This window comes from Mesobacillus maritimus, assembly GCF_044803185.1.
Lineage (GTDB): Bacteria > Bacillota > Bacilli > Bacillales > Cytobacillaceae > Mesobacillus_B > Mesobacillus_B maritimus_B.
The window spans coordinates 3377823-3390312 of the sequence record NZ_CP085225.1 but is presented as its reverse complement, the minus strand read 5'-3'; the positions used below and the strand labels follow the sequence as shown (position 1 = coordinate 3390312).

Genomic DNA, 12490 nt, shown 5'->3' with positions numbered 1-12490 from the left:
CCTCTGTCCCACCTCTGTCTTATTCAGGTTTCTTCCCACCTATTGCTTCCATAATTCCTGTGGAGGCTTCTTTTAGTTTTTCGCCACAAAATGCGACATATTCTTCGTTCACATTTGATGCGAAGCCGAGACAGGCTATGACCATTGAGATCTTGCCATATGAGTTGAAAATGGGGGCAGAGATGCCGAAAACGCCTGGTGTATATTCTTCATAACTCACTGCATATCCCTTTTTTCGTACCTCTTGTAAACTCTCCATGAAGGTTTCCAAATCAATTATCGACTTATCGGTAAATGGCTTCAAACTGACTGTTTGAATAAGTTCATTCCGTTTTTTCTCATCGAGATGGGCCAAGTAACATTTCCCAAATGAAGCGCCAGTTAAAGGGAATTGCTGCCCTAATTTGACCGTTACTTGAATCGGATTGTTTGGCGAATCTGGTTCTTCTTTGGAGACATACATCAAGCGGTCTTGAGAGGTCGAGGCCGGTTCAAGCAACACACTGGTTACTCCAGTTTCCTCAGATACCCACTTGAGAAATGGCTTGGCAAGTTTGAGATAATCAACAAATTCTGTTGCTCTTGAGCCTAAAACAATTAAGTATGGACCTAGCGTATATTGTTTCGAATCCTCATCAAATGAGACAAACCGATACTGGGTTAATACCTTTAAAATTCGATGGCAAGTGCTTTTATTAATTGATAAGTTCTTAGAAATTTGTGACAAGGTTCGTTCTGTTGTGGTAAACCGGCTTAAATATTTTAAAATCACGATGGCTGACTCAAGAGCAGGAACTTCAGACTTTTCTTTCACATTGTTTTTATCCATTTTTAAGCTCCCATTAAGTTTCTTTCCGTTCGCTTCCTTTACGGTGTAAATAAGAATAAAATAGAAAAAGAGTTTTGTCAATTTTATAAAAGATACAGATTTTACTAGGTAGAGCCAATTTTCTAAATATTTTATTGACGAAGGAAGCACAAAAGAGGTATGATTGTTCCGTAAGAGGTACGATTATTCCGCATGTGGGACGAAATGAGGTTTCTCCAAATTGTAAACCTTTTCTAACAAAAACTATTTTTTTGGTTAATTCGTTCCGTATACGGTACATTTAATTTATATATGGAACAAGAATGAGAAGAAGGAGTGTTTTTAGATGGCTGGTCCATTAGAAGGCATCAAAGTACTTGAACTGTCGAGAACACTTGCGGGTCCGTTTTGCAGTATGCAATTAGCGGATATGGGTGCGGAGGTAATCAAGGTTGAACAGCCGGGGATTGGGGATGAAACCCGAAGCTATACTCCACCCGAAATCAATGGCCAATCTTGTTATTTTATGAGTCTTAATAAAAATAAAAAAAGCATTACACTGAATCTGAAATCGGAAGAAGGACAAAAGGTTGTCAAACAACTCGTCAAGGACGCCGATGTATTGATTGAAAACTTCCGCAACGGAACAATGGAAAAATTCGGATTAGGCTATGACGTGCTTAAAGAAATCAATCCTCGCCTCGTGTATTGTGCAGTCAGCGGGTTTGGGCGTTCCGGTCCGATGAAAGATGAACCAGCTTACGATTTAATCATGCAAGGATTCGGAGGGTTGATGAGTGTGACGGGGGAGGAAGGTAGAGCTCCGGTCAAGGTAGGTTTTTCGGTTGTCGATTTAGCAACTGGTCTATATGCCGCCCTTGGGATTGTCCTTGCCATCCATGCGCGCGAAAAGACGGGAAAAGGTCAATTTGTTGAATCCTCTTTATTAGAAACAATCGTTTCATTGACCAATTATTTAGGTCAAAACGTTTTAGCAACTGGAAAAGCGCCTGAGCGTTTAGGCTCGGCCCACCCATCGCTTGTTCCTTATCAAGCTTTTGAAACAAAAGATGGGTATGTCATTATTGGCGTTCCGAATGATTGGTTATGGAAGAAAATGTGTGATGCCTTAGGACTTGATGATTTAAAGGATCATCCCAAATACGCTGAAAACATCAATCGCGTCGCGAATAGAGAAGAACTTGTTGGCATCCTGACAGAATATACAAAAACCAAAGAATCAGCAGAAATTATCGACATATTAAAACGCGCTGGCGTGCCAAGCGGACCCATCAATAACATTGCTCAGCTTCTTGAACATCCTCAAGTGATCCATCGTGAAATGGTTCAAGAAGTACAGCATCCGACCATTGGCGCCTTAAAAATGCTAGGTGTTCCCTTGAAGTTATCCGAAACACCAGGGTCGATACGCAAGGCGCCACCTTTATTAAGTGAAAACACAAAAGAAGTGCTAGAAACACTTGGATACAATAGCGAAGACCTTAAAAATTTTAAAGAGAAAGGAGTTATTTAATATGAGTAAGCATATCGCAGTGATTGGCGGCGGGACGATGGGCCGAGGCATCGCTTATACTGCTGCATTAGCAGGGTTCAAGGTGACATTACAAGATATTTCTGAACAAGCGACACAAAATGCAAGAGAATATATTGAAGGACTTTTAAATAAAAGCGAGGAAAAGGGGTTTATCGAGGTAGGCAAAACCTCTGAGGCAATTGAAAACTTGCACTATACGACAGAGCTGAAAGAAGCGGTTTCCAATACCGACTTAATGATTGAAGCAGCTCTAGAAAAAATGGATTTGAAAATTAAGATTTTCCAACAAGCAGATGAATGGGCACCTGCACACGCAATCTTAGCAACCAATACGTCAACGATGAGCCCGACCGAAATTGCTGCAGCAACGAAAAGACCTGAACAATGTGTGGCCATGCATTTCTTTAACCCTGTTCATCGCATGAAATTAATTGAAATCATTCGTGGATTAGATACATCAGATGAAACGGTGGAAACAATCAAACAGGTTTCTGAACAAATGGGGAAAGAAACGGTTGAAGTCAATGAGTTTCCTGGGTTTGTGACGAGCCGGATGAACTGCTTGATTGGAAATGAAGCAATGAACATGTTGATGGAAGGAGTAGCATCAGCGGAGGACATTGATAAAGCCATTAAGCTTGGGTTAAATCACCCGATGGGCCCGCTGGAACTGGCTGACCTTGTTGGGCTAGACAGTCGCTTACGGAACATGGAATATTTGTATTCGCAATTAGGGGAGAAGTACCGCCCAGCTCCGATTCTAGCAAAATATGTAAAGGCAGGACGTTTAGGACGAAAATCTGGTCGTGGGTTTTACGACTATAATAAATAGGAAGGAACGTGACACATATGACAACTCTATCATTATCCGAAGATATTAAATTTTTAAAAGAAGGCGTAAGAGACTTTATTGACAATGAAGTGGATCCACTAGCGATGGAAATCGAAGAGACTGATTCTATTCCTGAGAAAATCATGACGATGTCCAAAGAAATGGGGCTGTTTGGACTAAGCATTCCTGAAGAATATGGTGGGACTGGAATCGGCATGGTTGGAAAATGTGCGATTTATGAGGAACTTGGTAGAACCCATAACGGATACACGACCGTAATCGGTGCTCATACGGGGATTGGTTCGGTTGGGATTGTTGAAATGGGAAATGAAGCTCAAAAGCGCAAATACCTGCCAAAAATGGCGAGTGGAGAATTAATAGGTGCTTTTGCTTTAACAGAACCAAGTGCGGGCTCCCATGCGACCAACTTGAAAACAACCGCCGTCCGAAAAGGTGATAAATACATCTTAAATGGCAGTAAGCATTATATTACTAATGCTCCCATTGCGGATGTCTTTACAGTTATGGCGGTTACGGATCCAAGTAAAGGGTCAAAAGGGATTACTTCATTTATCGTTGAAAAGGATTTCCCCGGTTTTATTGTCGGGAAAAACGAAAAGAAAATGGGCCTTCACGGCTCTCAGTCAGCGGAAATTTTCTTTGAGGATTGTGAAGTTCCAGTTGAAAACGTTCTTGGCGAAGAAGGGCAAGGCTATGTGAATGCGTTGAAAATTCTTGCCAACGGACGTGCTGGACTTGCAGCTAGAAACCTTGGTTCCTGTGAAAAGTTGCTAGAAATGTCTGTGAGATTTGCCAATGAGCGGATTCAGTTTGGCAAGCCAATTTTTGAACAGCAAATCATTCAACACTATTTGGCGGAAATGGCGCTTGATACAGAAGCATTGAGAAGCATGACGTACCGTGTAGCAGAAATGGTCGACCAAGGCGCAAAGGTCATTAAGGAAGCCGCAATGGTAAAACTATTTGGTTCTGAAGTATACAATCGCGTAGCCGACAAAGCGGTTCAGATTCACGGGGGAATTGGGTATATTGCCGAGTACCCAATTGAACGCTTCTACCGTGATGCCCGGATCACAAAGATTTATGAAGGAACATCTGAAATTCAAAAGAATATCATTGCTGCACAGTTGAAGCGGGAATATCTTTAATTTGACCAAGTGAGCATGACCTATCACCCGCACTAGTAAAATTAAAATGTTCATGAATATAGCTAGAATCCTTATTTGAAGGAATCTAGCTATATTTATGTTTTATCACTTTTCCGAGTTTCTTCTATATAATTAACCCATGATTTTAATCCCCACTACGAATCCTTTCGTGCACAGGATGGACTGTGACAAAGGCATTTTATCCATCCCACTTATAAGCTTAATGAACTGAACCAAAAGCAGTAGTCTTATTTCAAGCCGGCACTTTGTTTAAGTTTAAAATGGACGACGGCACTATAAAAGCGACGTCCGTCTTCGCCAACGTACATTTGATGGGAGACAGAATGGACTCCGAGCAGAAGGGCTTTGTTGTTTTCAATTTGGGCTTGAATTTTTTCTTCTAACTTTTTGATGCTTTCCGCCTCATAAAACTCAACTTTATCTTCATAAAAATCCAAATTCAGTTGTAAACTCATCTTTTCCTCCAAAAGGTATAATAAGCCTTATTTTATCATTTGGATTGATTATTCTTCAATGGTTCGCAAGAGAATTAAATAGATGCTTCTTATTATGGCGTTCAATAAGAGTCATATGTCTGGTGGGACAAGGGACCTGTCCCCTTGTCCCAGCTAGGACCACTACAAGGATTCTAATAAAATGGCCATGCCCTGACCGCCGCCGATACAAAGGGTGGCTAGACCAAATTGTGTTTGGCGTGCCAACATTTCGTGAATCAGCTTCGTGATGATAATCGCACCAGTTGCACCCAGTGGATGTCCGAGCGCAATTGCGCCACCGTTGACGTTTACTTTGTTGATATCCAGATCAAGTTCGCGGATGACGGCAAGTGATTGCGACGCAAAGGCTTCATTCAATTCAATAAGTCCAATATCGTTTAAATCGAGGCCAGTCTTTTCTAACAGCTTATTGACTGCCGGAACGGGTCCAACACCCATGTAACGAGGATCAATTCCTGCTACGGCCCAATTGCTTACCTTTGCAAGTGGCTTCAAACCAAGTGATGTTGCTTTTTCCTTTGTCATTAAGAGGAGGGCACTTGCACCGTCATTACGGCCACAAGCATTCCCGGCGGTTACAGTTCCATCTTTTTTAAAAACAGGTTTTAAACTAGATAGTTTTTCTAAAGTGGTTTCGCGCAGATGTTCATCTTTACTAAATAAAAAAGAATCGCGTTTGTTTTTTACTTGAATTGGGGTAATCTGAGATTGAAAATTTTCAGCTTCCCATGCTTGTTTCGCTCGGTTTTGGCTTTCTAAAGCAAAAGCATCTTGGTCTTCACGGCTAATATTATATTTTTCCGCCACGTTTTCAGCAGTTACGCCCATTCCTAAATCTTTCCCATACATTTCCATTGGTTGTTGGCCATTTTCAAGATTGGAATCGACGGTATAAGGATTGCCTTCTCCAAAACGAGCATTTCGAAGGTAGATTGGCGCTCGGCTCAGATTTTCGGTACCGCCCGCAATGACCACTTCATCTGGATGGAAGGCAAGATGTTGCACCCCAGAGACTACCGCTTGGATGCCAGAAGCACAAAGACGGTTGACCGTATGGGCGCTCGCCGAAATCGGAATCCCTGCACGAAGACTCGCAACCCGAGCGACATTAGAGGACTCTGTTGATTGTCGCACCTCACCCATGATGACTTCGTTGACCATTTCAGCGTCAAGCCCAGAAGACGCGAGAACATCCTTCATGACTGCTGCGGCTAAATCCCCCGAATTTACCGACTTTAAGCTTCCGCCAAATCGTCCAACCGCTGTTCGCTTCGCTTCAACCACTACATATTCATGACTCATAAGAATAAATGCTCCTTTCTATTACACTGTTAAAATAAAAAATCTGTTCATAGTTGAATTTTGCTTTCTGTATGTGTACGCTATGCGTATAGTTATACGAATAATGTATTATAGTTTAATTATAGAACTTTTCAGAAAATAATCAATGGTATTGTTCGTTTTAAGAGAAATGAGAAATCAAATGAAAATAAGAGAGGCTAAAGAAATGGAAAAAGCAGAATCAAATTATTTCGTAAACTCGGTCGCAAAGGGGTTTGCTGTCTTAACTGCGTTTGACTCTAGTAACAACACCATGTCATTGAGTGAGCTGGAAAAGAAAACAGGAATTAATAAGGCAACGGTACGAAGATTTGCGCTTACCCTCGTGGACCTCGGATATCTCGTTCTTACCGAGGATAATAAATTCAAGCTAAGCCCTAAAGTCTTGGATCTTGCTGCTCACTATTTAGAATCACTTAACCTGCCAGATTTAGCGCACCCTATTCTTGAAAGAATCTCATCGACCATCAAGGAATCAACCAATCTAGCTGTATTAGATGATGCGGACATTGTTTATGTACTGCGAGTAAGTGCAGCAAAAAGGATCATTGGGACGAATTTAAGAGTAGGTTCGAGGCTCCCGTATTATGCGACTTCCTTAGGGAAAGCGCTCGTTGCTTGGTTGCCAGCAGAGGAGAGAAAAGCGATTTGGAAAAAGGCAGAAGTAGAAGCCTTTACCGATTACACAATAACGGATTTTGACAAACTGGAAGTCAATTTTGAAGATTGTAGAAGGAAAGGCTATGCAGAGGGGAACGATGAATTAGAAGTTGGCCTTCGTTCCATTGCCATTCCCATTTTTAATAAAAACGGTGAAGCGATTGCCGCCATTAATATTTCCACGAATTCGATGCGGACCTCTGAGGATAAAATAAAAGAAGAATTTTTGCCATTACTTAGAGGGGGAGCAGAAGAAATGAACAGATTTATGAAATCGTTTTGTTAATTAAGAATCCTATCATAGTTGTTTCTGTTGAGGAGCATTAATAAAAATACTAAAACCGCTTGGAAAGGATTGAACAGATCCAAGCGGTTTTTATTTGTACTGTCAGATTTAACTAAGGTACGATTGATCCTATTTCCTCAGATTTCAAATATAGTACGACGAAGTGACTTTAGAACATTTACCCCAATTTCACAAAATCAATAAACGCCTCTACTTTACTATCTAAGAAATTAAGCGTCCCTTTATCAACCAATTGACCTGTTTGTTCATCAAACTTCTGATTGGCACTCCCAATCAGTACTTCATTTCCTCCTGGTGGAAGGATCTTAGCCTGAATACCAGGAGAAGATAGAATTTCACGCAGATGCATTTGCGCACGTACCGTTCCGAGCATCCCGAGCGTAGCGCCAAGAGCCATCACTGGTTTTCCAATGAATACCTTATCCACTCTAGAAGCCCAGTCTAAAGCGTTCTTTAACACACCAGGAACCGACCAATTGTATTCTGGTGTAATAATAATGACTCCGTCGGCCTTTGATATAGCCTCTTTAAATTCCTTTACAGCCTGTGGTGGGCTGTTTTCTTCATCTTGATCAAAATACGGCAATGAACGGATATCGGCAATGGTCATGTTCAATTTTCCCTGGTATCGCTCTTCTATTGTTTTAAATAGTTTCATATTATAAGACTCTTTTCTTAGACTTCCTACGATGGTAACGATGTTCATGATTATTCCTCCCACTTTTGTTCTTCATCTTTTGTAAAAGACTGTTTTCGTAAAGATTGTTTTTCAGATCCAAATTCGTTGGCACGATACCGGATATAGGTCAATCCTATAAAAATTTCACTTTTCTGGCAAATTAATTGCTCCATCATTAATCAAGGTCACAGGAGTGATTTTATGATATTTAAAATAATCCTAGAAACCAGAATTGTAAAATCATTGCTGGTTATACTAAATTCTGACATTAAGTGAAGGAGTTAGGTATCAATGAATTTTTATCCTTATGAAGACGATTCTTTCTTATTTTCAAAGAAATCGGCGAGAAATGTGTTTATTGTTCTCGTAATTTTATTTTTTTCAATTTACTTTGGTTCTGAAGCGTTTGGATATTTTGATACGGCTTTATACGGCTATTTGTGGGCAACGGTATTGTGTTTCGTTCTATTAACAATCCGCATTACCTCTTGGACATTAAGACCGCCTACAAGAAGATTATGGAAGCAAGGAATCAAAATGATGTTTAGTCCAAAGGGCTTCATGTTTGTAGTCAAAACTTTGTATACCAGCCTTGTTGAGCAACGGTTCATTCGTAAAAGAACGCTTTATCGTTGGGCTCAGCATTTGTTGATTTCTTGGGGAGTGCTTCTTTCCTTTGCGATTACCTTTGCCCTTGTCCTGAATTGGCTTCACTTTGAATTAGTCGATTCGAAAACCTATGAAGCGGTTGTATTTGGAATTCCATTGTTTCGGATGGTGGCAGACTCGGCCTTAGCCATTGCGATTTATCATGGATTAAATTGGACAGGGATTTTGACGATTATTGGATGCGGCATGGCACTTTATCGCCGCCTTACGGATCAAAAGAAGATTGTGGAGCAGTCTCAGGAATATGACTTTTTTCCACTCTTTCTCTTAATTGCGATATCGATTACAGGATCGCTGTTAACGGTTTCAGCTATTTGGATGGAAGGGGCGTTATATTTAGGGATTGCATTAGCACACCAAGTGACGGTCATTGTTTTCCTGCTTTATTTTCCATTCAGCAAGTTTTGGCACTTACCACTGCGATTTTTAGCGGTGATGGTTCCTATGTATCATGAAATGAACGAGAAAAAGCAATGTGCTAGGTGCGGAAGAGATTATGCAACCGCGATGCAGATAAAGGATGTTCAAACAACATTAGCGAACAGGCATTTGTCTACTCCTATCGATCATACGAACCTACATTTCTCCGATATGTGTGCCGATTGTAGGAGAGTCGCTCACCGCTTAGGAGGCTACGGAGCAAAAATTGAATTAGGACAGGCACATCTTATTGTAGAACCAAATGGAAAGAATGGACTGCAGCTGAAGAAGGGAGGCCAACAGTAAATGGGTCATGCACAAAATAAAGATTACTCTCAAAGAGATTATGATGCAATCGAACGAGATGGCGAGGAACTAATCTCCACTCATTGTTGCTTTTGCGGGATGCAATGCGGGATGAATATCCGCGTTAGAAAAGAAGACCAATCGGTTTTAGGGGTAGAGCCAAGATATGATTTTCCGATGAATGGAGGAAGGCTTTGTCCAAAAGGAGTGGCTGCCTATCGCCAGGCAGAACACCAAGAGCGGATTCTTCATCCGCTTATCCGAAAAAATGGTGAATTAGTGCAAGCTACTTGGGACGAAGCAATGGATCTTATTGTTTCAAAAATCCAAGAAATACAGGAGAAACATGGGAAAGATGCGTTTGGGATTTATAGCGGATCTTCGATGACGAATGAAAAGTGCTATTTAATGGGGAAATTCGCCCGTATTGGACTTGGAACGAAGAATATTGATTACAATGGCCGTTACTGCATGAGCTCTGCTTCTGTTGGTTTTAACCAAAGTCTTGGAATTGACCGGGGCAGCACAAACCCATGGTCGGACATAAAATTTGCTGATGTCTTGCTGATTGCCGGCTCGAATACGGCAGAATGCCATCCTTTATCCATGCCTTATATTTGGGGAGCTAGAGATCGAGGGGCCAAACTGATTGTTGTAGACCCTCGCCAAACCAAAACGGCGCTTGTCGCCGATGTTCATCTTAATCTTCGACCTGGAACAGATGTAGCATTAGCAAATGGTTTATTGCATGTAATGATCAAAGAGGACTTAGTTGACCAAGATTTTATTCAAAACCACACAACAGGTTTTGAGGAGTTAAAACAATTGGTTCAATCCTATACTCCAGCTAAAGTTTCGGAGATTACGGGCGTTGATGCGAATAAAATCGTTACGGCGGCAAGAATTTTTGGTCAAGCAAAGAACGGGTTTGCGCTGTTTGCACGTGGTGTCGAGCAGCATGCAACCGGGACAGATGCGGTTTCTAGCTATACAAATTTATGTTTAGTAACAGGAAAGGTTGGGCGAAAGGGCTCTGGTATTGCAACCTTTACAGGACAAGGGAATGGCCAAGGCGGAAGAGAACATGGCCAAAAAACCGACCAACTCCCAGGTTTTAGGAAAATTACGGACCCGAAGGCTAGGGAATATATTGCAGGAGTTTGGGGAGTAGATGAATCGGAAATTCCTGGACCGGGCTTATCGGCCTTTGAAATGCTGAAGGCCTTAGGAACAGAAATAAAAGGATTATTGCTTGTTTGCAGCAATCCAATTGTTTCCTCTCCCTCTGTCCGAGATGTAGGGGAGTATTTGAAAAGCCTGGATTTCTTTGTCTGTATGGACATGTTTTTATCGGAATCCGCTGAATTAGCTGATGTAGTTCTGCCTTCAACAGTATGGGTGGAGGATGATGGGACAACCACCAATGTCGAAGGGCGTGTTTTACGATTAAAAGGAATTGACCGAACTCCGGGTGAATCGAAACGAGATTGGAAAGTCATTTGTGAAATAGCTGAACGACTTGGCCGTGGACAATACTTCCAATTCAACTCCCCTGAGGAGATTTTTAACGAACTACGGGAGGCAAGCAAAGGCGGGATTGCCGATTATTATGGCATTACCTATGATAAGTTAGACAAAATGCAAGGTGTATTCTGGCCATGTCCAACAGAGGAGTCAGAAGGGACTCCAAGATTATTTGAAGACTTAAAATTTAATTTTCCAGATGGAAAAGCAAGAATCCTAGCCTTTGAATACAAAGGTCCAAATGAGAAAACAAGCAAGGAATATCCTGTCATCTTGACGACAGGAAGGGTGGTTTTCCATTATTTAAGCGGAAATCAGACACGGCGAATTGAAACATTACGAGGGTTTTGCCCTGATCCGTATGTAGAGATTCATCCAAAATTAGCGGAAAAATACAAGGTTTCAAATGGTGAAACCGTAAAGGTTACTAGTCCGCGAGGAAGCATTGAACTTGTCGCTAAAATCACCAAAATTACCAGAGAAGACATGGTGTTTGTTCCTTACCATTGGGGCAAAAGCTTAGCGATTAATCATCTAACCAATCCAGCACTTGAACCGAAATCGAAAATTCCCGAATTCAAAGTGTGTGCGGTCAAATTGGAAAAAGTAGAAACAACTGCAGGTGAAATGCATGGGTAAGGTTTTATATATCGATTATGAACGTTGTATCGGGTGTAAAGCATGTGTCATTGGCTGTGAAGAGTGCTCTGGGCATGACCATCTTTCTAGAATGTTTGTTGACGAACTAAATCCGGGTGAAACCGTGGCGACCTCGCCAACTCCATGCATGCATTGCGTCACTCCGGCCTGTGCGGAGTCTTGCCCGGTTCAGGCAATTGCGATTGCCGCAGACGGAACCGTGTTATCCGCTTCTTTGGAAAAGTGCATTGGGTGTAAAAATTGTACCTATGCCTGTCCTTTTGGTATTCCTAAGGTGGATGATCAGAAAAAAGTGATGTACAAATGTGATATGTGCTATGACCGTACTTCAAAAGGACGACCGCCGATGTGTGCAAGTGTTTGCCCAACGGATACCATTCGTTTTGTGGATGAAGCCGATATCAAATATGAACCGCCTAAACCTGTTCAATACAAATGGGATTTTGGTGGAACGGTCATCGAGACAAGAACGGTGATTGGTCTTCCTGATACAGAAACAAATCAATTTGGTTATAGAGAAGGCGATGGTGTACAGCAATGAGAAAAATAGAAGAATTTCTCCGGAAAATAACGTTTAATATAAGAAGAGACCGTGAACTCGATTTGAACCGCAGAGGGTTTATTGCTTCGACTTTATCGTTAATGGGTGTGTTCTTTGTAAGCTCTACTCCTTTAATCGCATTATCAAGAAATCGCGCTGATGAAGCGGATGATTCAGAGGTGTTTATTGCAAATCAGGAGGATATTAAAATTGGCGAGAGTTTCGGTTTTAACTATCCTGATGAGAGCGATCCGGCATTGCTCATTCGGTTATCTGAAGATGAATTTAGGGCCTATAACATCAAATGTACACATTTAATGTGTCCGGTTTACTGGGAACCAGAAGAAGGCCACTTAGAATGTCCATGCCATCATGGTTTCTTTAATGTAGAGGATGGGTCTGTTATTGCGGGCCCGCCTCAACGTCCATTACCATCAATCGATTTAAAATTTGAAAACCAAAAAATTTATGCTGTAGGAATCAGCCAAGCTCAACATTAGG

The 12490-nt window shown here is 41.5% G+C and carries 12 protein-coding genes; 8 read left to right on the top strand and 4 right to left on the bottom strand.

Annotated elements, in window-relative coordinates; translation table 11 throughout:
- Window positions 1–19: 19 nt before the first annotated feature.
- On the bottom strand, window positions 20–829 hold the full coding sequence (locus tag LG336_RS16325) for an IclR family transcriptional regulator (protein ID WP_404328541.1): 810 nt from the start codon (window positions 827–829) through the stop codon (window positions 20–22).
- Window positions 830–1154: 325 nt separating this feature from the next.
- Between LG336_RS16325 and LG336_RS16320 the strand changes: the two genes are divergently transcribed.
- From LG336_RS16320 to LG336_RS16310, 3 genes are read left to right on the top strand one after another with little or no spacing between them, the layout of a single operon-like run.
- Complete coding sequence (locus LG336_RS16320) at window positions 1155–2342, top strand: CaiB/BaiF CoA transferase family protein (RefSeq protein WP_404328540.1); 1188 nt, start codon at window positions 1155–1157, stop codon at window positions 2340–2342.
- A 1-nt stretch (window position 2343) separates the two neighbouring features.
- Entirely contained in the window at window positions 2344–3195 is an 852-nt protein-coding gene (locus LG336_RS16315; protein ID WP_404328539.1) for a 3-hydroxyacyl-CoA dehydrogenase, read from the top strand.
- Window positions 3196–3212: 17 nt separating this feature from the next.
- On the top strand, window positions 3213–4364 hold the full coding sequence (locus LG336_RS16310; protein ID WP_404333196.1) for an acyl-CoA dehydrogenase family protein: 1152 nt from the start codon (window positions 3213–3215) through the stop codon (window positions 4362–4364).
- Between the two features lie 248 nt (window positions 4365–4612).
- Here LG336_RS16310 and LG336_RS16305 read toward each other — a convergent pair whose 3' ends face one another.
- Both LG336_RS16305 and LG336_RS16300 read right to left on the bottom strand, forming a co-directional pair.
- The gene (locus LG336_RS16305) at window positions 4613–4840 is read right to left on the bottom strand and encodes a DUF2536 family protein (protein ID WP_404328538.1); all 228 of its coding nucleotides are present in this window, start codon (window positions 4838–4840) and stop codon (window positions 4613–4615) included.
- Between the two features lie 162 nt (window positions 4841–5002).
- Window positions 5003–6184: a thiolase family protein gene (locus LG336_RS16300; protein ID WP_404328537.1), complete on the bottom strand. Its 1182-nt coding sequence runs from the start codon at window positions 6182–6184 to the stop codon at window positions 5003–5005.
- 181 nt (window positions 6185–6365) lie between these two features.
- Here LG336_RS16300 and LG336_RS16295 point away from each other — a divergent pair, with 181 nt between their 5' ends.
- A complete protein-coding gene (locus LG336_RS16295) occupies window positions 6366–7169 on the top strand; it encodes an IclR family transcriptional regulator C-terminal domain-containing protein (protein ID WP_404328536.1) in 804 nt (267 codons plus the stop codon).
- 178 nt (window positions 7170–7347) lie between these two features.
- Here the strand turns inward: LG336_RS16295 and LG336_RS16290 are convergent, their stop codons facing one another.
- A complete protein-coding gene (locus LG336_RS16290; RefSeq protein ID WP_404328535.1) occupies window positions 7348–7896 on the bottom strand; it encodes an NADPH-dependent FMN reductase in 549 nt (182 codons plus the stop codon).
- Window positions 7897–8160: 264 nt separating this feature from the next.
- On the opposite strand from LG336_RS16290, the gene LG336_RS16285 reads away from it, so the two are divergent.
- From LG336_RS16285 to LG336_RS16270, 4 genes are read left to right on the top strand one after another with little or no spacing between them, the layout of a single operon-like run.
- Window positions 8161–9264 carry an MFS transporter gene (locus tag LG336_RS16285; protein WP_404328534.1) on the top strand — a complete coding sequence of 368 codons (1104 nt, stop codon included), beginning with the start codon at window positions 8161–8163 and terminating at the stop codon, window positions 9262–9264.
- Window positions 9265–11427, top strand: coding sequence for a formate dehydrogenase subunit alpha (fdhF, locus tag LG336_RS16280; protein ID WP_404328533.1), 2163 nt, complete (start codon window positions 9265–9267; stop codon window positions 11425–11427).
- Window positions 11420–11989: a 4Fe-4S dicluster domain-containing protein gene (locus tag LG336_RS16275; protein WP_404328532.1), complete on the top strand. Its 570-nt coding sequence runs from the start codon at window positions 11420–11422 to the stop codon at window positions 11987–11989. The genes fdhF and LG336_RS16275 overlap by 8 nt, the downstream gene beginning before the upstream one ends.
- Complete coding sequence (locus LG336_RS16270) at window positions 11986–12489, top strand: ubiquinol-cytochrome c reductase iron-sulfur subunit (RefSeq protein ID WP_404328530.1); 504 nt, start codon at window positions 11986–11988, stop codon at window positions 12487–12489. Before LG336_RS16275 ends, LG336_RS16270 begins: the two co-directional genes overlap by 4 nt.
- Window position 12490: the final 1 nt, after the last annotated feature.